At 41.9% G+C, this 23,341-nt stretch carries 22 protein-coding genes; 11 read left to right on the top strand and 11 right to left on the bottom strand.

From position 1 onward, the window contains the following. From FTV48_RS06440 to FTV48_RS06425, 4 genes are all read left to right on the top strand, one after another. The gene (locus FTV48_RS06440) at nucleotides 1-1,122 is read left to right on the top strand and encodes a phosphotransferase family protein (RefSeq protein WP_179999731.1); all 1,122 of its coding nucleotides are present in this window, start codon (nucleotides 1-3) and stop codon (nucleotides 1,120-1,122) included. After that, nucleotides 1,119-1,817, top strand: a complete 699-nt coding sequence (locus FTV48_RS06435) for a histidine phosphatase family protein (RefSeq protein ID WP_179999729.1) — start codon at nucleotides 1,119-1,121, stop codon at nucleotides 1,815-1,817. The genes FTV48_RS06440 and FTV48_RS06435 overlap by 4 nt, the downstream gene beginning before the upstream one ends. A 53-nt stretch (nucleotides 1,818-1,870) precedes the next feature. Continuing rightward, nucleotides 1,871-2,614: an SDR family oxidoreductase gene (locus tag FTV48_RS06430; protein ID WP_005097014.1), complete on the top strand. Its 744-nt coding sequence runs from the start codon at nucleotides 1,871-1,873 to the stop codon at nucleotides 2,612-2,614. Between the two features lie 481 nt (nucleotides 2,615-3,095). Then, complete coding sequence (locus FTV48_RS06425; RefSeq protein ID WP_074382733.1) at nucleotides 3,096-4,157, top strand: fatty acid desaturase; 1,062 nt, start codon at nucleotides 3,096-3,098, stop codon at nucleotides 4,155-4,157. A 41-nt stretch (nucleotides 4,158-4,198) separates the two neighbouring features. On the opposite strand, the gene FTV48_RS06420 is transcribed toward FTV48_RS06425, so the two are convergent. Further along, on the bottom strand, nucleotides 4,199-5,515 hold the full coding sequence (locus FTV48_RS06420; RefSeq protein WP_218945885.1) for an alpha/beta hydrolase-fold protein: 1,317 nt from the start codon (nucleotides 5,513-5,515) through the stop codon (nucleotides 4,199-4,201). A gap of 236 nt (nucleotides 5,516-5,751) precedes the next feature. On the opposite strand from FTV48_RS06420, the gene FTV48_RS06415 reads away from it, so the two are divergent. Both FTV48_RS06415 and FTV48_RS06410 read left to right on the top strand, forming a co-directional pair. Beyond that, on the top strand, nucleotides 5,752-6,462 hold the full coding sequence (locus FTV48_RS06415; protein ID WP_005097011.1) for an SGNH/GDSL hydrolase family protein: 711 nt from the start codon (nucleotides 5,752-5,754) through the stop codon (nucleotides 6,460-6,462). A 32-nt stretch (nucleotides 6,463-6,494) separates the two neighbouring features. Beyond that, nucleotides 6,495-7,079 carry a uracil-DNA glycosylase family protein gene (locus FTV48_RS06410; RefSeq protein WP_005097010.1) on the top strand — a complete coding sequence of 195 codons (585 nt, stop codon included), beginning with the start codon at nucleotides 6,495-6,497 and terminating at the stop codon, nucleotides 7,077-7,079. A gap of 96 nt (nucleotides 7,080-7,175) precedes the next feature. Here FTV48_RS06410 and FTV48_RS06405 read toward each other — a convergent pair whose 3' ends face one another. The 3 genes from FTV48_RS06405 to FTV48_RS06395 all read right to left on the bottom strand — a co-directional run bounded on the left by FTV48_RS06405 (nucleotide 7,176) and on the right by FTV48_RS06395 (nucleotide 9,976). Then, the gene (locus FTV48_RS06405) at nucleotides 7,176-7,652 is read right to left on the bottom strand and encodes a hypothetical protein (RefSeq protein ID WP_005097009.1); all 477 of its coding nucleotides are present in this window, start codon (nucleotides 7,650-7,652) and stop codon (nucleotides 7,176-7,178) included. A 161-nt stretch (nucleotides 7,653-7,813) separates the two neighbouring features. Beyond that, entirely contained in the window at nucleotides 7,814-8,251 is a 438-nt protein-coding gene (locus FTV48_RS06400) for a hypothetical protein (RefSeq protein ID WP_005097007.1), read from the bottom strand. A 168-nt stretch (nucleotides 8,252-8,419) separates the two neighbouring features. Further along, nucleotides 8,420-9,976, bottom strand: a complete 1,557-nt coding sequence (locus FTV48_RS06395; RefSeq protein WP_179999728.1) for a phospholipase D family protein — start codon at nucleotides 9,974-9,976, stop codon at nucleotides 8,420-8,422. A 120-nt stretch (nucleotides 9,977-10,096) separates the two neighbouring features. Here FTV48_RS06395 and FTV48_RS06390 point away from each other — a divergent pair, with 120 nt between their 5' ends. The 4 genes from FTV48_RS06390 (at nucleotide 10,097) to FTV48_RS06375 (ending at nucleotide 14,962) form a co-directional block, all read left to right on the top strand. Further along, a complete protein-coding gene (locus tag FTV48_RS06390; RefSeq protein ID WP_005170751.1) occupies nucleotides 10,097-11,209 on the top strand; it encodes an S-(hydroxymethyl)glutathione dehydrogenase/class III alcohol dehydrogenase in 1,113 nt (370 codons plus the stop codon). Nucleotides 11,210-11,419: 210 nt separating this feature from the next. Continuing rightward, entirely contained in the window at nucleotides 11,420-11,950 is a 531-nt protein-coding gene (locus FTV48_RS06385; protein WP_005097004.1) for a hypothetical protein, read from the top strand. Between the two features lie 514 nt (nucleotides 11,951-12,464). Further along, nucleotides 12,465-13,514, top strand: coding sequence for a 3-deoxy-7-phosphoheptulonate synthase (locus tag FTV48_RS06380; protein ID WP_100535139.1), 1,050 nt, complete (start codon nucleotides 12,465-12,467; stop codon nucleotides 13,512-13,514). A 251-nt stretch (nucleotides 13,515-13,765) separates the two neighbouring features. Further along, nucleotides 13,766-14,962, top strand: coding sequence for a PilT/PilU family type 4a pilus ATPase (locus tag FTV48_RS06375; RefSeq protein WP_100328582.1), 1,197 nt, complete (start codon nucleotides 13,766-13,768; stop codon nucleotides 14,960-14,962). Between the two features lie 55 nt (nucleotides 14,963-15,017). Here the strand turns inward: FTV48_RS06375 and FTV48_RS06370 are convergent, their stop codons facing one another. The 5 genes from FTV48_RS06370 to FTV48_RS06350 form a co-directional block, all read right to left on the bottom strand. After that, nucleotides 15,018-16,202, bottom strand: coding sequence for an MFS transporter (locus FTV48_RS06370; protein WP_179999726.1), 1,185 nt, complete (start codon nucleotides 16,200-16,202; stop codon nucleotides 15,018-15,020). A gap of 241 nt (nucleotides 16,203-16,443) precedes the next feature. Continuing rightward, entirely contained in the window at nucleotides 16,444-16,818 is a 375-nt protein-coding gene (gene gcvH, locus FTV48_RS06365; protein WP_005097000.1) for a glycine cleavage system protein GcvH, read from the bottom strand. Nucleotides 16,819-16,900: 82 nt separating this feature from the next. After that, nucleotides 16,901-17,929: an AraC family transcriptional regulator gene (locus FTV48_RS06360; RefSeq protein WP_005096998.1), complete on the bottom strand. Its 1,029-nt coding sequence runs from the start codon at nucleotides 17,927-17,929 to the stop codon at nucleotides 16,901-16,903. Between the two features lie 151 nt (nucleotides 17,930-18,080). Further along, on the bottom strand, nucleotides 18,081-18,530 hold the full coding sequence (locus tag FTV48_RS06355; protein ID WP_179999724.1) for a MaoC/PaaZ C-terminal domain-containing protein: 450 nt from the start codon (nucleotides 18,528-18,530) through the stop codon (nucleotides 18,081-18,083). Next, a complete protein-coding gene (locus FTV48_RS06350) occupies nucleotides 18,530-20,383 on the bottom strand; it encodes an ABC transporter ATP-binding protein (RefSeq protein ID WP_005096995.1) in 1,854 nt (617 codons plus the stop codon). The genes FTV48_RS06355 and FTV48_RS06350 overlap by 1 nt, the downstream gene beginning before the upstream one ends. A 205-nt stretch (nucleotides 20,384-20,588) precedes the next feature. Between FTV48_RS06350 and FTV48_RS06345 the strand changes: the two genes are divergently transcribed. Continuing rightward, nucleotides 20,589-21,245, top strand: a complete 657-nt coding sequence (locus tag FTV48_RS06345) for a hypothetical protein (RefSeq protein ID WP_179999722.1) — start codon at nucleotides 20,589-20,591, stop codon at nucleotides 21,243-21,245. A gap of 131 nt (nucleotides 21,246-21,376) precedes the next feature. Here FTV48_RS06345 and FTV48_RS06340 read toward each other — a convergent pair whose 3' ends face one another. Then, on the bottom strand, nucleotides 21,377-22,615 hold the full coding sequence (locus FTV48_RS06340) for a mechanosensitive ion channel family protein (protein WP_179999720.1): 1,239 nt from the start codon (nucleotides 22,613-22,615) through the stop codon (nucleotides 21,377-21,379). Nucleotides 22,616-22,802: 187 nt separating this feature from the next. Then, entirely contained in the window at nucleotides 22,803-23,339 is a 537-nt protein-coding gene (locus tag FTV48_RS06335; protein ID WP_005096992.1) for a DUF2058 domain-containing protein, read from the bottom strand. Nucleotides 23,340-23,341 lie beyond the last annotated feature (2 nt).

Raw genomic sequence — 23,341 nt, 5'->3', positions numbered from 1 at the left:
ATGGCAGTTATTGATGTCGGTGGATCGGTTCGTGCAGGTGAGGAACTGGATGTTCAGGCTGTAGGAAACTGGCTGATTGGGCAGGGAGTTCAACTTGAAGGCCCGGTCGAAGTTACTCAATATTCGGGTGGCGCATCGAACTGGACTTATCGTCTGAAATATGACAATGCCGATTTAATCCTGCGTCGTCCACCCAAAGGTACCAAAGCCAAATCTGCCCACGACATGGCCCGTGAATTTAAGGTTCAGCACGCACTTTCCGAGTTTTATCCGGTATTACCAGAGATGGTGGCACTTTGTCAGGATGAATCCGTGATTGGCTGCGACTTCTATGTGATGAAACGCATTGAAGGCATTATTCCACGCGCCAATTTACCCAGAGAGCTGAATTTTAATGAAGCCCAAGTACGTGAACTGTGTATTAACGTCATTGATAAGCTGATTGAGTTGCATCAGGTGCCTTATGTGGGTACTGAACTGGAGAAATTAGGCAAAGGCGAGGGCTATTGTCATCGTCAGGTAGATGGTTGGGATGCACGTTATGCCAAAGCCAAGACCTTGAATGTGCCGTCTTTCAGGTATGTCCGTCAGTGGCTTAAAGACAATACCCCGGCGGATGCTAAAATCTGTCTGATTCACAATGACTGGCGTTTTGATAATGTCATTTTAGATCCAAACGATCCTACTCAAGTCATTGGCGTTCTGGATTGGGAAATGGCGACACTCGGTGATCCATTGATGGATCTGGGTTCAGCTTTGGCTTACTGGGTTGAAGATACGGATAATGCAATTTTTAAAGCCACACGTCGTCAACCCACCAATTTAAAAGGTATGTTTAGCCGTAAAGAAGTGGTGGATTATTATCTGGAAAAAACCGGATTAACTCCTGAAAACTGGACCTTCTATGAAGTCTTTGGAATTTTCCGTTTAGCGGTGATCGCGCAGCAAATTTATTATCGCTATTATCATAAACAGACCAATAATCCTGCGTTTAAAGATTTCTGGATTGTGATTCATGCCTTACATATTCGTGCCTTAAAACTAATTGGCCGCCAGAAAATTGAGGCCAATGATATTGCACAGAAATATATGACCAAATTTAAGGAGTTGATGCCGAAATGACGACGATTTATTTAATCCGCCACGGACAGGCGTCTTTCGGTGCAGAAAGCTATGACAAACTTTCTCCAAATGGTGAATTACAAGCCAAATTATTGGGCCGCTATTTTGATGAAATTTTAAAAGAAGCACCTTATGTGGTGGCAGGCTCCATGCAGCGTCATCAACAAACGGCGCAATTGGCCTTGGCTGAATGTTTTCCTGAAAGTAAGCCAGTTACAGATTCAGCCTGGAACGAATTTAATCATCAACAAGTCTTTGCTCAATATGAGCCACGCTTTAATCAACCTGAACTGTTGAAAGAAGATGTATCGCAGCATGCCAATCCACGCGCCTATTTAAGTAAAATTTTTGAAGGTGCAATTGAGCGCTGGACTGGCGGTGACTATCACCATGAATATGAAGAATCCTGGCCGGATTTCAAACAGCGGGTGGAAACGGCATTGCAGCATTTGTGTGATGATCTGGCTGAAAAGAAACCGCGCTATGCTGTAGTGTTTACGTCGGGCGGGGTCATTTCGGTTGCTGCGGGCAAAATTCTCGGTTTGTCTCCGAATAAAACCTTTGCTCTAAACTGGGCAATTACCAATACCAGCATGACCACGCTACGTCTGGTAGGCAACCAACCCCAGCTATTAAGCCTAAATGAACATCATTATATTAAAGCGCAACGTCCGGATTTATTGACCTGGATTTAAATCTGTACCGCAAATCTGATCGCTTAGAAAAATAAAGGAATAAGGTAAAACACATGGCAAAAACAATTTTAATTACTGGTGCAAGTTCAGGAATTGGTGCAGGTATGGCACGCGAATTTGCTCAGAAAGGCTATAACCTGGCCATCTGCGCGCGTCGCCTGGATCGTTTGGAAATACTTAAACAAGAGTTGGAGAGTCAATACGGCATTCAAGTAATTGCTAAAACTTTAGATGTCACTAATTATGATCAGGTCTTTGACGTATTTCGTGCTTTTAAACAAGATTTTGGCACGATTGACCGGGTGATTGTCAATGCCGGAGTTGGTGAAGGCCGTCGTATTGGCAAGGGAAACTTTGCCATTAATAAGGCCACAGTTGAAACCAATTTTATTTCGGCCTTGGCGCAATGTGAAGCAGCAGTAGAGATTTTCCGGGCGCAAAATTCAGGCCATCTGGTCATGATTTCTTCAATGAGTGCCATGCGCGGTATGCCTAAACATTTAACCGCTTATGGTGCAAGTAAAGCAGGTGTTGCACATCTGGCCGAAGGGATTCGTGCCGAACTGATTGATACGCCAATCAAAGTCACCACAATTTTCCCGGGCTATATTCGTACCGAACTTAATGAAGGCGCCAAGAAACTGCCATTTGAAGTGGATGAAAAAACCGGATCGCGTTTACTTGCTGCTGAAATTGAAAAAGCGCCAGTAAAGGCTTATGTGCCAAAATGGCCATGGCTGCCATTGGGTCTGGCGATGAAAATATTGCCGCTGAAATTGGTGAATAAATTAGGCTAAGGTTTAAAATCTAAAAGCTCCATAAGGGGCTTTTTACTTTTCTAGAACTTCAGAACTTTTTTTGCTGGTAATTTCACTTGAAAAAATTGCTTTGCAAAGTCAACGCTAATGCTGGCGTCAGCAAAGTTGCAGATAAAAATGTGCCAAATACATGCAATATCCTGTGTAAAGAAAACAAAGCTCGTTAATTCGATTAATCAGGATCAGGTAGTTTGATAAGCTTTTAATAATGAAATATTTATTATTTCAAGGCAAACCAAGTTTAATTAATATAGAGATAAATTGCTGTTAAAAAACAGATTTTTTAGAGACTGAATCTCATAAAAAATTACGCATGACCTCCCTGTATTTTTATTCATCTTAGAAAAAGTGCCAAAATTGTCCAAAACTTGGACATACTCGCTCGGACAGTCAAAAGATCACTTCTCTTTTTTTTAATTTCCTTTAATGTGCAACTGTCCAGAAATTAAAGGTTCTCTATATGTCTACATCTTCAGAGATGACAGACCAGCAGCGTATCTCCAAAGTTAGAACTGTGGTGACACAGGCAGGTGAAGATTTACGTAACCGTTATCCAATATTGAAACATCAAAATTTTATTGGTGCCAGTATTCTCGGTTTTGCCTGGATCGGTATGGTTTTATGCGCATTGGCCTATGCCTATGGCTATCTTTCTGTATGGCTGACGATTCCTTTAATTGCAATTTTTGCTTCATTAACACATGAATTAGAGCATGACTTAATTCATTATATGTATTTCAAAAAAACGCCCTGGGCACATCACTTGATGCTGGCTTTGGTGTGGTTGGCACGTCCAAATACCATTAGTCCGTGGGCACGTCGTCGTTTACACCTGCATCATCATAAATATTCTGGAACTGAACATGATCTGGAAGAACGTGGAATCAGCAATGGTATGCCCTGGGGAATTCGCCGGATTTTGATCATCAGTGATCAATTGATGTCGGTTTATCTGCGTCCTTTCCAGATGTTTAAAATGATCCATCTTTTTCTGGAAAAACAGCCTGAAAAAGAACGTAAAATTGCCATGATTTCCCAGCTATTGGGCTTTGTGCCATTAAGCATTCTTTATTATGGCTTGTTCTATTTATTTGTCGTGTTCCATGTTTCAAATGCAATCGTGCCTTTATTTGGCTATGAGATGCGCTGGTCGCAAGTCGTAATCGAAGCAATGCCAATCATTAATTTTATTGCAGTCATCTGGCTGATTCCCAATTTTATCCGTTCATTTAGCCTGCAATTTGTCAGCTCGAATATGCATTATTACGGCGATATTGATCCGAGGGATGTCATCAAGCAAACACAAGTACTGACGCCTTGGTGGATGATGCCATTTCAGTTGTTCTGCTGCAACTTTGGGGCCACGCATGCGATTCATCACTTTGTCGTTAAAGAGCCTTTTTATATTCGTCAAATGACCTCGAAAACGGCGCATAAAGTGATGAAAGAAGTGGGCGTACGTTTTAATGACCTAGGCACATTTAAACGTTTAAACCGCTGGAATGATATTCAAACAAAATAAAACTGAATTAAAAAAATCCTGCAAATGCAGGATTTTTTTATCTATTCTTTGGAATTTTCAAAGAAGTGCAGCAAAGCATCTTGTAATATCACCTGCCAAATTGCATAGGAATGTGCGCCTTCATAAACCTGATATCTGACCTCATGCCCTTTGGATTTTAAAGCTTGTGCCACGATGGGTGACGTTTCCAGAATACTTAAGTCATTGTTGGTACGCGAGGATTCATAACGATTCGCTGAAATATGAAAATACTGTTGAGGCTGATTCTTTAAGTTATGAATCAATTGATTCATACCATTGATTTTTGAGTGTGGTTCAGGTGACCACCAGAACGAGCCGGATAAAGGCACAGCATGACTAATGTGCTGTGGATTTTCCAAGGCAAGATAAGCGGCACTCAGCCCTCCCAAACTGGAACCGAGAAGAACTGTTTTTTGCTTATCACGTACAATTTTCTGATCGAGCCAAGGCAAAAATTCCTGATTAAAAAAACCTGAAAATTTCGGGTTTGGTGTCAGCTCTTTAGGACGAAGTTCACTATTCGGTGCATGTAAAAAAACCGCTTGAATCGGTGGAAGTTTGCCTTGTTCCACCAGAATATCCAGCACTTTTGGCACATCAACCAAATGGGCATATTCATTTCCATCAAAGAAAATAGCCGTGATATAAGATTGTTGTGCAGTTTTTTTAGATTGATAGATTTCAACACGACGTTGATTTTTTAAAAACTGGCTGGATAGCTGATAACGTTTTAGTTCAGGCTGCGGATGATCTGGATAGCGTTTAGGATCGATAAAGGGAGGGGCTTGATCCAGGGCGATAATATTTTCATTCCTCAGTTTAGAGGCAGTATTTTCTTTAAGCCAGCGTTTTGGATTCAATGGATCAAGTTGTAATACCTGCAATACAGCACGGCGCTGCGCCTGGGGTTCTTTGAGTTCTGGGTTTAAATGTGCACAGTAATTCGATAGATAACCGTCCAAATTTGGTAAATCCACTGCAAAACTATAACTGCCGATATAGCGACGGTTCACAATATTTTCCTTAAACCAGATATCGGTATCGGGCAGGCGAGTCAACCATTCATGATCATTACTCGGGCCACCGACCAGACGCACATTATGTTTGGCTGCTTTCCATAAAAAAATCAGTCGAACATGATCCTGATCAAGTGGCTCAATAATCGGTGTAGTTTGATTTTGCACTTTTTCCCAGAATTGTTGGATTAATCCCGCTCGGTTTTCAGGAGACTGCTTTAATTGCTGCTGTAAACTTTTTAACAGGTCGCTTTTGGGTTGAACTGCTTCACACGCTGCAGCATAGGGTGCTTGCTCTATTGAAGAAGGTGAATCTGTCAAACTATGTAATGATAGTGCGCTTAGTAAGAGTGTGCTTAAGTATAAGTAGTTCAAATCATCCCCAATTAATTTTAAAAAATAGTAATGATAATTATTATCAATTATAAACACAGATTTGTCTTTCAATTATTTTTATATATTTATTCAATTATTTACATGATGTTTTATCAAAATTCATAGCATGACAGGTTACAATAAAGTTCTAATTCATTGTTTTATATTTAAAGTATAGATTTATGTGGCTGAAAATATCGACTCTTGCATTAATTCCAGCATTGGTAATTCAGGGCAATCGCGTCAAAAAAAACACTGTGCAACTCCCAGAACCGGAGGGTGAACGTGAAGGAACGTGCGGTCAAGGCCAGCCGCTTTCTATACTGATTGTCGGCGATTCTGCGGCTGCCGGCGTTGGGGTAGAGCATCAGGATGATGCATTGCTGGGCGCCATTTTAAAAGATTTGCAGCATAACTTTAAAATTCAATGGAAATTGCATGCAAAAACAGGGGATAGCACAGCTAAAGTGATTCGTGCCATAGAACAACTGGAGACAGAACATTTTGATGTGGTCATTAGCTCAGTTGGTGTAAATGATGTAACCAAGCTCATGCCGGCTGATATCTGGATTCAAAAACAGAAAAAACTATATGCTATGATTCAGCAAAAATTCAGTCCTGAATTGGTCATTGCAGCAGGTGTGCCACCCATGAATATGTTCCCGGCATTACCAAATCCTTTGGCCTGGTTATTTGGACAATATGCCAAAAAAATGAATCAGCAACTGGCGAAATTCGTAGCAAGCCAAGACAGCATGCAATGGATTGAATATGATATTGAAAAATATCGTGCCATGAATTTAGAAATGGCTGCAGATGGTTTTCATCCGAGTAAGGAAGTTTATACACTTTGGGGACAAGAAGTGGCTAGCAAGATTCGGCAGACACTCTAAAATAGTTGAAAGTTCTCAATTTAAGGAATTCTATGTCTGATATTGAAACGCATCCATTACCGCCTTTTTTACCGCCAAATGCCAAATTACTGATGTTGGGTAGTTTTCCACCACCAGCAACTCGCTGGAAAATGAATTTTTATTATCCAAATTATCAAAACGATATGTGGCGGATTTTTGGTTTAATTTTCTTTCAAAATAAAGATTACTTTCTGGATATTGAGAATAAAAAATTTCAGGAATCATTGATCCGTGAATTTCTATTGGAGACTGGAATTGCGATTTTTGATAGTGCCTCTCAGATCAGACGGCTGACGGGCAATGCTTCAGATAAGTTTCTGGAAATTGTGGTACCGACCAATTTAAAGGATTTATTGCTACAGATCCCAGAATGTACCTACATTATGACCACCGGTGATAAAGCCACCGATACCATGATGCTGTCTATGCCTGAAGATGCAGAAAAGCCCAAAATTGGAGAGCCGACGCAAACCAACCTGGAAGGACGCGAACTGCATTTATATCGAATGCCATCTTCATCTCGAGCTTATCCGGTTTCTCTGGAGAAAAAAGCCGAAAGTTACCGGATGATGTTTGAGCATGTGGGTTTGGTTTAATATTTAATCTAATAATCAGATAAAAAATGGTTAAAGAGGTTTTAGGTTGTAGATAAGAAATAAACTTACTATTTGTAAGTTAGTAGCTTTATTCATTCACATATTTGGATATTTGACCCAGCGATAGCTATTGATTTTAATCTCCCGGACATGATGAAAGCTGGACCAGATTAACTGGCTACCTTTGGTCCATTTTAAAGCTCGAATACGAGACTCCACCTGCTGTATTTCCTCTGGCGAGGCCGGACGTAAAGGGCCAATTTCTGCATATAAGCGTACTCCTGGATAACGCTTAAATTTACCTTTAAGCAACGAATGAATCCAAAACAGTTTGCTACTGTTGACGGCCTGTATGCAGGCCATGGGTTGATGCTGTAAATTTTCAGAAAAAGTAGTGGAATAAGTATCAAAAAAGAAACCCGCACTGGTCTTTTTGTTGAGAAATATGGTTCCAATCGGAGTAATACTAGGAAAACCTTTGCAATTGACTGTTGCAATAGAGCAATGCATGGCAGCCCGTTGTGCATCAGCGACCACTTGGCGTATCTGATGCCATTCATTATCAGAAATCATGTCTTGATTCTCTTATTATTTTTTATAAATTTTATAACAACTTACTTAGCTTGGCATTGTCTGAAAAAATTGAAGATAGGGCAATTTAATCAATCTAAAATGCTATTTACATCATAAAAAAAGAGCCACATGAGCTCTTTAAAAAATAGAAAACTCGGCGATTAACCATCATATTCCACATAGTCCCACAGGTTTAAACGGGTTTTAATTTCCTGACGGATCTCTGGCAACATCGGCAATAACGTCCCATCAATCCATAAACTGAGCGCCTGTGCAGAGAGCAATTGCTGTTGTTCATCGACTAGTTGTGCGCCTTTTAAGATCACGCAGGTTTCTTCAAGCGCTTCAGTTTCGACACCTTTGAATAATACCTGTAAATCATGACCGCTATCGTGAATCAACCACTCTAACTCGAGCTGTATATTTTCACTGGATTTTAGAACAACTTGACCCTGAATAATATCGGATTCAGACAGACAATCATGTTCTACCCGAATTTTGGCCAAATACCATTCTTGCTGAGATAAATCATGGAGAGTTTTTACAGGCGTCAGAATATCACTGAATTTAAACTGACGGCTTAAATCAAAAAATTGCATGGGAGTAGAGGGCGAAAAAATCGCAAAATATTGGAAAAGTTGAATTTTAAAGCAAGGCTAATCGCCTGTAAAACCCTTTAAGCGATGATAGCGCCAGATGACTTGACGCTACCATGCCCGGAAAATAGATTCTGTACGTTGTGTAATACCAAAGTCATTACAATGTCATTACATTAGCCATTCCCCGGGGAATTTTGTCACCAGATTCATCATAAAACGCTGAAATTTTGTGGTTTCAGGGTCATGTACATGCTGAATAGTACGGCCATCTTTTTGGTGCTCTAACCAGATTATTTCATCTTTTTCATTTAGTTTGAGCTGATAGGCCACACGCGGTAAAAATTGATTCATCGCATTAGAGATTTCCTTTTGAAAATCTTCCGATTTAACCACCAAACCGACTTCGGTGTTCAGATAAGCTGAACGCGGATCAAAATTAAATGAACCCACAAACACCATACCATCCAGATCAAAAAATTTGGCATGTAGACTCGAACTGTTTTTATTTTTGGCCGGGATGATGTCACCAGTCATAATTTCATACCAAGTCCGTTCTGGCCGGACTATATACGGTTTAAACTCCCAGAGTTCGATGCCATTTTTCAAGAGCTGCTGACGATATTGCTGATAATAAGCATGTACCACAGCTACATCATTGGCCTGAAAAGAATTGGTCAGGATTCTAATTTTGACACCCTGTTGTGCACGCATACTTAAATAATCTGTGCCTTTTTGTGTGGGAATAAAATACGAGGAGACCAGTTCCAGATGATTTTTCGGCTCGCCCATCAGTTCAAGCATATGGGTGTAAATATAATCGCCATTTTTTGCATGAGGACGTGCTTTTGCGGGTGTATCCGCGACAAAATAAGCCAGTGCCCAGTAGATGGGTTGTTTCTTTAAGTGCTCTGCAACTTGTTTTTCGGCAATACCTACTCGGCGTTTTAATTCAGTTTCATCCACTTCTTCGCGCGCAAAATCAGCTCTTAGCCTTTTTAACATTTCCGGATGACCTGAATCATTCAGAATCTGCCGAACATCATAACTCAGCTTATCATTCCAGAAATTGATGAAGGTCTGATTGGCATTTTCGACGGGTTGACCTGCAAAGAAAATATCGACATCGGTAAACTGGAAATTTTCGCTGGCATCAAAGTATTCACTGCTGATATTGCGGCCACCAGTGACAGCTGCGGTACCGTCTGCAATGATCAGTTTATTGTGCATGCGATGATTAATCTGTTTCATTCTAAAGCCATAATCCAGCGCACGTAAATGACGGAATTTATAAGGATTAAAAATCCGCACTTCAAAGTTTGGGTGTTGGCTTAAGGCCAGCAGTTTATCATCAAGCTGGGTGCCATTTTGGTCATCAATCTGCACTCGCACCTTGACACCACGATCTGCGGCTTTTAACAGCTGGGCCAGCATTATGTTGCCGATAAAATCATCCTTCCAGATGTAATATTGCAGATCCAGATGATATTGGGCTTTATTGATCAGGTGCAAACGTGCGGCCATACTCATAAAACCATCATAGAGCGGTAAAAAAGCGGTTTTTCCTTCATTCATCTGCTGTTTTGAAATTTGATTATCAATCCAGTGCGCAGGTCGAACCGGCGTGATTTCTGCTTGTTCAGCAGTATTTGCAGCCAGTTCGCAGCCAGAAAGAATCATGCTCAAAGTTAAAATGTTTAAACAAACAAAAGGTGAAGGGTTAGTCATTGATGTTCCATTAATTATAGGATTTTTTATTCCTTATCTTCTGATGTTAATAGTTGAATCTCCGAATAGAAAGAGGTTACTGTTAGTCATCTGTAAATCAGCAAAAAAGGATAGTTTTACATGAAATCACGTGCAGCGGTTGCGTTTGGTCCAGGTCAGCCCTTAAAGATCGTGGAAGTAGATGTTGCTCCACCCAAAGCAGGTGAAGTATTGGTAAAAATTAGCCATACCGGAGTGTGTCATACCGATGCATTCACGTTGTCTGGTGAAGATCCTGAAGGCGTATTTCCGGCGATTTTAGGCCATGAAGGCGCAGGTGTGGTGGTCGAAGTTGGTGAAGGTGTCACCAGTCTGAAACCGGGCGATCACGTAATTCCGCTTTATACTGCTGAATGTGGCGAATGCTTGTTCTGTCAATCTGGCAAAACCAACTTGTGTGTGGCTGTGCGTGCAACTCAAGGTAAGGGTGTCATGCCGGATGGAACCACACGTTTTTCTTATAATGGTGAGCCGATTTATCATTATATGGGCTGCTCAACCTTTTCTGAATATACCGTGGTTGCTGAAGTTTCCCTGGCAAAAATCAATCCTGAAGCCAATCATGAGCATGTCTGCCTGCTCGGCTGTGGCGTAACCACTGGTATTGGTGCGGTGCATAACACGGCCAAAGTCCAAGAAGGCGACAGTGTTGCAGTATTCGGTTTAGGCGGTATCGGTCTGGCTGTGGTACAAGGTGCACGTCAGGCCAAAGCAGGTCGTATTATTGTGGTAGACACCAATCCGGATAAGTTTGAACTGGCAAAACAGTTTGGTGCCACAGATTTCTTAAATCCAAAAGAATTTGATCAGCCAATCCAGCAGGTAATTGTAGAAATGACGGGTTGGGGCGTAGACCATTCATTTGAATGTATCGGTAATGTTGATGTAATGCGTTCAGCGCTTGAATGTGCGCACCGTGGCTGGGGTCAGTCGGTGATTATTGGAGTCGCTGGAGCAGGTAAAGAAATTTCCACCCGTCCATTCCAGTTAGTCACAGGCCGTAAATGGATGGGGACTGCATTCGGTGGAGTGAAGGGTCGTTCACAATTACCAAGCATGGTAGAACAATCCATGAAAGGTGAAATTCAACTTGAACCTTTTGTGACGCATACCATGCCGCTTGAACAGATCAATGATGCTTTTGACCTGATGCATGAAGGCAAATCAATTCGTACCGTTATTCATTTTGAATAAGTGAGCGTTTGATTTTGAAAAGACTGGTTTAATACCGGTCTTTTTTATGTGCGTTTCACTTAATTCAGGATACATTAGTGCATGAAAGCCTGACAGAGAATCACTGAACTAACACAAAGCTGCTAATGTCATTACATTCGAGATGCTTATATTAAATAGAGCGTATCAAAATACGTGATTAAACCATTTTAAAGAATAAGGATAAGCGCTATGTCGAATGATAATTTTGATCGTGATGTAATAAAAAACTCTCCTAAAGATGTGCGTGATGATTTAAATGCCGATCCAATTACCGGTGAACCGGGCGCACACCCTGTTGGTACAGGTGTAGGCGCTGCAGGTGGCGCAGCAGCAGGTGTAGCCATTGGTGCAGCAGGTGGCCCTGTAGGTGCAGCTGTGGGTGGGGTTGTTGGTGCAGTGGTCGGCGGTCTGGCAGGTAAGGGTGTCGGCGAAGCGATGAACCCAACAGAAGAACAAGCTTATTGGCGTGATAATTCCATTAATACACCATACTATTCAGAGGCTCGTACCACCTATAGCGATCTGGATTATGACCGTGATTATGATACGGCGTATCGGGTCGGTTATGAAAACCGCGGCAGCTATGATGCCAATACCCGTTTTGAAGATGTTGAACCTGAGCTTAGAGTAAAATGGGAACAGATGAAGGGCCAATCGCGTTTAAACTGGGAACAGGCGAAATATGCGGTACGTGATGCCTGGAATCGCGTTACACACTAATTTTTAATCTGTGTATTGAATTTGATTGGCAAGACCTATATTAAATTTACAGGTTTTGCCAATTTTATCGATATTCAACACTATTCAGTAAATTGATAAATAAAAGTAGAAAAGTTAATAAATATTTTTTTATATTTAATGCTTGTCAAATGCGCAGAGACCGCGTATTTTAATTTTAGATTCACATTTTATGAAAGACATAACATGTTAAAGCAACCTATCATTTCAAACGCATATTTTTATTTCTGGCAGTTTAGATAATTGCCTGAATGCGTTTGGGCAATGAACAGGTTGCCCACCAGTTTATACCTGATCGGCAACCCTGATCAGGTTTTTTTATGCTTATCATTTTTACAAAACTTTGGAGACAGCCATGACAAACTTTAACTATTCATATTTTAACAACTTTTATTGGTCTTACTTTAGTCAGCTCATGACACTCTCGACCTCGTTAATTAGACCCATAACGCTCAAATAAAAGTTTGGACTGATTGCCAGTCCCAGGATTAAAGTCATGAATACCTTAAATACATCACAACAACATCACGCTGAAACCATTTTAACTTTACCTCAGCAACTGAAACAGCAATTGCCCCTGTCTGCGCAATTGGCTCATCAAGTCGCTGAACAACGTCAAACCATTCAAAATATATTAGAAGGCAAGGACCATCGTTTAATGGTGGTTACAGGCCCGTGTTCCATTCATGACGAAGCCTCGGCTCTAGAATATGCAGAAAAATTAAAACAGTTACAAGCCCAGGTGTCTGATCAAATTTTTCTGGTCATGCGTGCTTATATCGAAAAACCACGCACGACCGTGGGCTGGAAAGGTTTTCTTTACGATCCGAACCTCGATGGTTCTTCCAATATGCAATTGGGCCTGGAAAAATCCCGTGCTTTATACCTTAAAATTATTGAAATGGGCTTGCCAATTGCATCTGAAATTTTAAGCCCGATGGCAACTGCTTATTTTGATGATCTACTGGCGTGGGGTGCCATTGGTGCACGCACCAGTGAATCGCAAATTCACCGTGAAATCTCAAGTCACATGCCCTACAGCATCGGTTTCAAAAACGGCACTGACGGTTCAATCCAGATTGCTCTGGATGCAATCCAGTCTGCCTCTCATCCGCATCAATTCCTGGGCATGAGTCAGTCCGGTTTACCCTGTATTTTAAACTCTCAGGGCAATCCTAAAGCACATTTGATTTTACGTGGCTCAAACAGTGGGCCGAATTACCAGTGCTCAGAAATCGAGAAAATCAAAGCGAAATACTCAGCAGAATTGCCAGCACTGGTGATTGACTGTAGTCATGGCAACAGTGCGAAAAATCCAATGCTGCAAGCTAAAGTGCTGGAGCAAATCGTCGCAGAACGCCTGCAGACCAATGTTCGCGGCGTGATGCTGGAAAGTCATCTGGTGGATGGCAACCAGAAAATTTCTGCAGAGATGGTGTATGGTCAGTCAGTTACTGATGGATGTCTGGGCTGGGCAAAAACTGAACAGTTGTTGCTTGGCATTGCTCAGCATTTATCGCTTCGCTGTCTAAAACGCAGTGCATAAAGCTTTAAAAGCACTTTCTCTGAACAGGTTTGGTGAAAGTGCATTTTATTTTAGAAGCTTAAAGTGCTTCCCAGTAAATTGACTTAACATGAAATACATCACACAAATAAGATGATAAATTTTATAAAATAAATAAAATCTGTTTGTGTCCTCTTATAAATCCCTACACAATTAAAAGACAATATATCCATTTGAATATATAACCTTTTTTTCAATAATTTAATGTCATGGCAGGTTGTTTGGGGATCTTGATGTTTGCAACAGAGCTCTTAGAAGAAGCACGAAAATTCATGCACCACATGCTGACCAAAGTGGTCGAATATGGTGGTTCAGATTTATTTATTACCGCCGACTTTCCACCGAGTATTAAACATCAGGGTTTAATGAAGCCTTTTGGACAGCAAGAACTGACGGCTGAAAAAACCAAGCTGTTTGCCTATAGCCTGATGAATGAAAAGCAGCGCAAGGAATTTGAAACGGAACTGGAGTGCAACTTTGCTATCACTGTGCCGGGTGTTTCGCGTTTTCGGGTCAACGTGTTCCAGCAACAACTCAATGTTGGCATGGTGATTCGTACTATTACCGCAGAAATTCCAAATTTCCAGAAGCTCAAACTTCCTGATTCACTTAAACATGTGATTATGGAGAAACGTGGTCTGGTGCTGGTGGTCGGGGGAACCGGCTCAGGAAAGTCAACCTCGCTCGCTGCGATGATTGACTACCGCAATGAAAATTCAGCCGGGCATATTATTACCGTGGAAGATCCGGTGGAGTATGTACATAAACATAAAAAATCCATGATTACGCATCGTGAAGTCGGTGTGGACTGTCATTCCTGGCACAATGCGCTGAAAAATACCTTGCGTCAGGCACCCGATGTGATTCTGATCGGGGAAATTCGTGATACTGAAACCATGGAACATGCGATTGCTTTTGCCGAAACCGGGCATCTTTGTCTGGGAACTTTGCACTCCAACAATGCCAATCAGACTTTAGACCGGATTATTAACTTCTTCCCGGAAGAACGCCGCAATCAGTTATTGATGGATTTATCCTCGAATATGAAGGCGATTATTTCCCAGCGTCTGATTCGGACGCAGGATGGTAAAGGCCGTCGTGCAGCGATTGAAATCATGTTAAATACACCATTGATTTCCGACCTGATTTTGAAAGGTGAGTTTCATGAGCTGAAAGCGATTATGGCAAAATCCCGTGAATTGGGGATGCAAACCTTTGACCAGGCCTTATTTGAATTGTATAACCAGGGCGAAATTTCTTATGAGGAAGCGTTACGCAATGCCGACTCCACCAATGAATTACGCTTACAGATCAAGCTGAAAAGTAATCGTCAGGATAATGCAGCAGTCGGAGAAAGTACGCAGTTTTCTATGCTACAAGAACCAAAACCTGAAGAAAAATCAGCAGAAAATCAAAATGTAGCTGAATAAAGAGTGTCTTGAAGCACAATCAAAACAGGTAGATTTGAATTCTGCCTGTTTTGGGTTAGCTATTTTTGACTGCTTTAGCCTGAACCACCAGATGAAAATATCCCATACTACTTAGGGTCAAGACAGCACAAATCACAAAAGCAGTTTGATAACTATAAGCGGCAATGATAGCACCGATCAGGACTGAGCCAATGGCAATACCCAGATCATAGCAGGTATAAAAAGTCGAAGTTGCGTAGCCAATCCGGTGTTTTGGTGCACGTTGAATGGCTAAGGTTTGAATGCACGGTTGCACACTACCAAAACCGACTCCGACCAGAACCGCAGCCAGCATAAATCCCCATAAAGTCTGAATCTGGCTCAGTAAAAACAGACCCAGACTAAAAGCCAGCAGTGCCGGATAAATCACGTATTGTGGACCTTTGCGGTCATAAATTTTTCCAGTGATCGGACGCAGGCTCATCATGGAAATTGCAAATATCACAAAGAATAAACCGGCATAGGCCATTAAATCCTTACTGGCTGCAAATGGCGCGATAAAAGACATGATGCTGGCATAAGAAAAGGAAATCAGCATGGCAAGTCCTGCCACAGGCAGTGCTTTCTTTTCGACAAAATCAGTCAGCCCTAGTGATGTTTTCTTGTCGGTGTTGTCGATCATTTTTTCAGGCTCTTTGACCGGAATCAGTAAACAGAAGATAAAGCCGATAAAAACCAAAGCGATCAACAAGGTGCTGACCTGAAAATAAGACCAGTATTCAATTAAACTCAGACCAATTAAAGGCCCCAGGACAATTCCCAGATTGACAGACATGACAAAATAACCCATGCCTTCGCCTTTACGCTGTTCTGGAATAAACTGGTTGACCACCGGCACACAGGCTGTGGTCAGAATACTAAACCAGATGCCATGCAAGAAACGGATGATAAACAGAATCGTGAGCTGATCAGCGAGCAGGTAAGCTAAGGAAAAAAGACTGAAAAATATTTCTGAGACAATTAAAGTTTTGCGTATGCCGAATTTTTCGATAATTAAGCCACTAAAAGGACGTACTGCAATGGCAGAGACCATAAATAAGGTCATGGCCAGACCAGCTTGGGTCAGATTACCACCTAATTCCTTTAAGATATAAATTGGCAAAATTGTGGTTTGCGCAAAATAAAAAATAAATAAAAACAGGTTGTTGGCCAGACACAGTACAAATGACTTGGTCCATAACGACGCTACAATGGCATTCATGATTATCCTAAAATGATGGGTGATGAGACGCTGGTCTTAGAATGGAAAATTATTGTTATAAATAAGTGTGGCATATTCAGGAGTGCAGCGCGCCCTGTTCAGTACTTTAGGAAATATACGTGAAAAATACAATAATATTTTAATATGAATATATGTAATTGAAGCCGATTGGGAAAGCTGAACAATATCTATGGCATAAAAAAAATCAGCCCGCAGGCTGATTTTCTAAATATAAGCGGGTTTATAGGCCAGCTTCATATGCTGTATTGGAGAGCAGGTGTTCAACATCTGACATATTGTCTGGTTTGATTTTATAGATCCAGCCTTTGCCATAGGGATCGTCATTAATAAAATCAGGATCATCTTCAAGATCAGGATTGATTTCAACGACAATACCAGAAACAGGTGCATGAATATCAGACGCAGTTTTGACCGATTCAACTACACCGGCTTGCTGACCCGCAGTGATGTGTGAATCAAGATCTGGTGCCTCTACATAGACCAAATCACCTAATGCATCCTGTGCATGGTCGGAAATACCGGTCACAACAAGATCACCCTCAATGCGTACCCATTCATGCGTACTTGCGTACTTTAATTCTGAAGGATGATTCATTGATAACTCCTTAAAAATCTTTAGATCATTTTTGACATGTTTTATACATTCTTTTTGGCCAAAACAAAAGGCTTATGACCCTTTATAAATAAGGATCTTTGCGCCAGTTGCTCGGGCTGCGACCACTCCAGCGTTTAAATGCCCGGCTAAAATTGGCGACATCACTATAACCAAGTTCATCAGCAATCTGTTCCAAGCTAAAGTCGGTCCGGGACAATAACGACGTCGCATGCCGGTAGCGTACTTCATCGACCAGCGTAGAAAAAGAGGTACCTTCAGCCGCCAGCTGGCGTTTTAGGGTGCGGTCGGACATATGCAGACGATCTGCCACACTTTCAATACTCAGATAATGCTGCTCGGAATGGGTTAGAATATCACGAACCCGCATCGCAATCCGGTGTCGCTCGCCCAAGGCCGAGAGTTCAGTTTCACACTGGTTAATTGCAATCTGGCTGGCAATCGGATCGGCATGCACCAGCTTGTTCATCAGGTAGCTCTTATCAAAACTCAAGATCAAATGCGGCTGTTCAAAGCGAAACTGATGATGTGGAAATTTGGCCATAAAGCGTTCAAAGCCTTCCGGTTTTTTGAAATCAAAATCGATTTCTCCAGCGGCATAATCAATTCCGGTAATGGCCTTGGCCATACTGATCATGCCAAAAATCAGTGCAATCGAGATTTCGGTGCGTAAGGGTTCCAGCTGAATATCGGTTTGCAACTGGACTGTAGCCTTGGCACCAAAGGTCGAAAAGAATAGCTGTAAAAAGGGCATACGCAGCTGGATGAAACGGTTGGCCAGTACTAATGCATCGGTAATATCCTTGGCCGTCATGATTGCATAGCCAATAAAACCATGAATAGAAATCCGCATCTGGGTACCCAGATGATAACCAAGTGTCGGTTCACCGCTCAGCTTGAGGGCATGTTTGACCAGTTCATTGGCCACAGGTGTCGGGATGCGAAAATCAGGATCCGCCAGCTGCTCCGTACTCAGGCCAAAGGACTTGAACAACGATTCGTCATTATATCCCCAGCGGGAAATGACATCGAGCAGCAAAAGAGCGTATACACCTGGAATTCCCTGATCTTGGCGTGGAGCAATTGTTTTCATGCGCGATCCGTTGCACTCACTTAAATTTTTTTATTTATGGTCTGATATTGGCATGAAACTGCCATTTTTTTCATTAAAATTGTTGGACAAAGTTTTGGCTATTGCCACAATCATTGTGGCAGATTAGCCTGAATTTTGCCTAAAAATCAATTTAAACCGGAGAAAATCCTCGTTTAAATACCACAATTTTAGTGGTTGAACTAAAAATCATTTTATGATGCTGGTCAAATGCCTGCGTCTGGTAGCTTACGATCCCACGATCATTTTTGCTTCTGGAGGGCTGAATATCCATGATTTCGACTTCGACGTGAATCTCATCCCCGGGGCGGGTCGGACAAGGCCAACGCAGATGCGACTCTGAACCAATGAGCCCATAAGCCACAGGAAAACATTCAGTCCACAAGCGCATAACCACTGCCGCAGTATGCCAACCACTGGCGGCAATTCCCTGAAATACCGGATGGGCTGCAGCTTGCTGTTCATCAGTATGAAAGACTTGTGGGTCATAAGCCCGGGCAAAATTTTGAATTTCTTCCAGTCCCATATGATATTTACGGCTGCTAAAGCGGTCAGCGATGTTCAAATCTTCCAAATACAGCATTATTCACGATCCTTCGTTGCTTTGATCTGTTGTTGTATCAGTAATCCGCCCGTTTGACGCTGCCAAAGCTGGGCGTAGATTCCATTTAATGCTACCAGTTCATCATGGGTACCTTGCTCGGCAATTTTGCCTTGATCCATTACAATCAGGCGATCCATCTGGGCAATTGTCGATAAACGATGCGCAATGGCAATTACGGTTTTGCCTTGCATCAGATCATCGAGGCTGTTTTGAATGGCCGCTTCGACTTCAGAATCCAGCGCACTGGTGGCTTCATCCAGAATCAAAATGGGTGCATCTTTTAGAAATACCCGTGCGATTGCAACACGTTGACGTTGACCACCAGAAAGTTTTACACCACGCTCACCGACATAAGCCTCATAGCCTCTTTTGCCGCGTAAGTCGGTCAGATGAGGAATAAACTCTTCTGCTTTGGCTTTACGTACCGCTTCATACATCTCTTGATCGGTTGCATCAGGACGACCATATTTGATGTTCTCTGCAACGGTACGATGCAGCAGCGAAGTGTCTTGAGTCACTAAAGCAATGTTCTTACGCAAACTGTCCTGCGTCACATCTTCAATGTTCTGCCCATCGATTAAAATACGACCTTGGTCAAGATGATAAAAATGCAGCAATAACTGAATCAGGGTCGATTTACCTGCGCCTGAACGTCCCACAATCCCGATTTTTTCACCCGGGCGAATGGTCAGGTTAAACTGGTCAATGACATTTTTATCATTATAGGCAAAGCTGACATTGTCGAATTTAATTTCACCATGCTGAAGCTGTAGCTCTTTGGCATTGGGTTTATCTTCAATGGCAATCTTGCGGCCTAAAGTTTTCATACCATCCTGAATGGTCCCGACATTTTCAAACAGGGCAGAGGTCTGCCACATCATAAACTCGGCAATACTGTTCAGTTTGAGTATCATGGCCGTGGTGGCTGCAATAATGCCCAATTCGGCCTGTCCTTCCATCCATAGCCAGATGGCCGTACCCAACACACCGCCATAGAGAATAATGCTCAGAAATAAAATACTGATTTCATACTGAGCCCCCAGACGCATCTGTTTGTAAACCGTGACCATAAATTCCTGCATGGAGGTTTTAGCATACTGGCTTTCCCGGCCAGCATGGGCAAACAGCTTGACAGTCTGGATATTGGTATAGGCATCGGTGACACGGCCGGTCATGACGGCACGCGCATCGGCCTGTGACTTGGAAATCTTGCTTAAACGCGGAATAAAGTACCAGGCCGCACAGATAAATAGTAGTAGCCACACCATCAAAGGGATAACTAAATAGGGAGAAATATTGCCTAAAACGATATTGATGGTGACGAAATAAATCAGCACATAGGCCAGCATATCTCCCAAAATGACCCAGAATTCCCGGATGGCCAGCGCCGTTTGCATGACTTTGGCAGATAGACGTCCGGCAAAATCATTATGGAAAAAATCCAGACTTTGTTTCATCAGTAAATTATGAAAGCGCCAGCGTAACCGCATCGGAAAGTTGCTATACAAGATCTGGTGCTTGATCAGGGATTGGGCACTGGCAAAGAAAATATTGGCCAGCAGGATAATGCTCAGCAAGGTTAGGTTGCTGGCATGTTGCTCCAGAAAAGTATCTGGCTGGCTTTTGCTGAGCCAATTTACCAAATCGCCAATTTTTGAGTAGAGTAAGGCTTCAAAGCTGGCAGCACCGGCCGTACACAGCACCAGAATCAGCAAATAACGACGCACACCGTAGGCTGCCTGCCAGACAAATGGAAAAAACTTGGTCGGTAAAGGTTGATTCAGGTTTTTGGTGGGATAGGGATCAACCAGTCTTTCAAGCCATCGAAACATTATCGTACTCTTATCATGTATTTTGCTTTGGTGATTATAAAGGATTGAATTTTTTTAAGCCTAGGATTAGATGAAATAGCCACAAAATTATTATCCAAATCAGACTTTACTTTTCATGCCAGATACGTAATTCTAAATCCATAATTATATTAAGGTTTAAACCATTTTTCCTCATGAAAAGAATCAAAAACGAGAGAGCTTAAAGATGAGTATTTGGGTAGTGGCCAGCCGTAAACGAGGCTCAGGAAAAACCACAATTGCGATGTATATCACTGAGTTATTACGTGGGCAAGGCGCGACCTTGCTCATTGATGCCAATCTGGAACCCTATGGTTATGAATGGGCAAATCTGAAAAATAGACAATTTTCTTTCGAGCATCTGGATATCTTAAAACAAGATGGTCGTAGTCTGGATCATCGTCTGGAAAGACTGAAACAGCAGTTCGCCTATATTATTGTTGATATTGACGGGCAGGATACATCTGCCTTGCGTTCAGTCCTGAAACATGCAGATAAGCTGATTATTCCCAGTTCCATCAATCCAGAAGATATTCAACTTGAAACCGAACTGGTGCAATTGGCGATTGGGATCGCACAATATAATACTCAATTAAAAATTTATACGGTATTGAATAAAATTCCTGAACAGCAGCAACTTGCAGAAATGAAACAGACACAGCACCTGCTCAAGCATATGCCCGGTGCACAGTTTCTAAACACGGTGATTTATGAACATCAAAGCTATCATCATTTATTATTAAACGGCGAAAGGATCTGTGAAGAGCAGTTCGACTCAGAACATGATTTTTATAAAATGCTACAAGAACTGATGCAGCTGCAAGCGTCTGCAATCTCAGCCTGAGCATCTCAATACCCAATCTAATATTTGTTTAAGTTGTCGATTTTTATATTTTTATTTAATCAGACCAATCAAAAGCCTGAAACTGTAGCCAGTTTCAGGCTTTTATTTTATTTGAAGATTGTCGCAGCTCTTCAGGAAACGCTAAAAGATTCCTTGAGGTCGAAACCTGAAGGTGCCTGATACACCTTTAGTCCAAATTCAGGAATAATCGCCAACAGGTGATCCAGAATATCCGACTGGATATTTTCATACTCGACCCAGACCGTGGTATTGGTAAATGCATAAATTTCCAGAGGCAAACCTTCACTGGTCGGTTGTAACTGACGAACCATCAGGGAGTGATTTTTACTAATTCCCGGATGCTGTTGCAGATAAAATTCCACATAGGCACGGAAAGTCCCCAGATTGGTCAGACGGCGCTGGTTATATTGTGAATGATGGCTGAGCTGCAGGTTAAATTGCTGCAGTTCTTCAGTTTTGGTATTTAGATATTGATCCAGCAGTATAAATTCTTTCAGCTTGTTCTGTTCATCAGCTGACATGAAATGCACACTGCTCTGATCGATATGAATGGAACGTTTAATCCGGCGCGCACCGGCTTCCTGCATGCCACGCCAGTTTTTAAAGGTATCCGTCACCAGTTTATTGGTCGGAATGGTGGTGACTGTTTTATCAAAGTTCTGCACGGTAATGGTGTGTAATGACATATCAATGACATCGCCGTCCGCATTTAAAGATGGCATTTCAATCCAGTCACCAATACGCACCATATCATAAGAGGAAATCTGTACCGAAGCCACCAGCGATAAGATGGTATTTTGGAACACCAGCATCAGTACCGCAGCCATGGCACCAAAACCGGCCAGCAAGGTAAAGACATCTTTCTTGAGGAAAGTCCCCAGAATCATCAAACCACAAACGATGAAGATGATCAGCTTGACCAGTTGCAAATAGCCTTTAATCGGCTTGTTACGCGATTTCGGATTGCGCTGATAAATCAGGTTAAAGATATTCAGCAATTCGCCAATCGCCAGGGCAATGGTCAGGAAGATAAAGGCCTGCGCACCCATCTGGATAAAGGTCTCGACCTTGTCTGATAAATGCGGAACGGTGGTAATTCCATTCATAATCACAATGGCCGGCACAATATTGGCAATACGGCGGATCACGCTATGCTCGGCAATGATTTCATTATGTGCAAAAGGCATTTTGGAAATCAGTTTACGAATTCCGCGAACAACGACTTGTTTGGCAAATAAATTTGCAATAATTGCCAGTAAAATCACAATGCTCAATGAAGAGAGCATTTCTAGCCAGGGATATTGATCTGCCCACACTTGTATATTCTGGACAAGCTTAAACTGTTCCAACTTATCTTTTCTCACACTGTTAAAATTGTGAAAGAGTTTATAGCTTTAAGCTGAGTTTTTTAATTTTAATTAAACTTTTAATACATATCTTTGGAAAGTGTTTACCTGAAATAGCTTTTAGACTGTGATCTGATATAAAAAAACCGGCCTAAGCCGGTTTAGTATGATATCAAATACTAATAATAACTTACCACATCAGGTCATCCGGAATGACATAGGCTGCATACGGATCTTCTTCATCGGTAATTTGTTCATTTTTCTCTGAATTATTCACAATGATAAAGCCTTGCATCTTGGCATTAATACGATCTCCCAAAGCCTTAGGCAAGAACACATAACTGTCATTTTCACGTGCAATCACCAGACTGCCTGCCACCAGTGCATTATAGATCTGCTGGTTCAGGTAAACCTTCTTGATCTTGCTGTCATCAATAAACTGATACACCGCATCACCATCCGTATCGCGGATTTTGTGCTGGTTAATCATCTGGATGATCGCGGCTTTCAGTTCTTTTTCCTGTAAGGCCGCTTTTTTCTCTAACTCGATGGCTTGGTCTTTGGCCAGTTTCTGCTGCTTGTCTTGCTCAATTTTCGCCTTGATTTCAGCCTCGGTGCTATCACCGGTGCGTTTTTCATGCACAGCCTGTTTAGACAGTTTTTTGGCTTTTTTATTATCGACCAAACCTGCCTTTAACAATTGTGCCTGCAATGCATTTTTAACCATGA

The sequence above is a fragment of the Acinetobacter sp. YH18001 genome, from assembly GCF_013416975.1.
Lineage (GTDB): Bacteria > Pseudomonadota > Gammaproteobacteria > Pseudomonadales > Moraxellaceae > Acinetobacter > Acinetobacter pseudolwoffii.
Note: the sequence above shows the minus strand (reverse complement) of the source record. Positions and strands in the feature narration are given on the sequence as shown.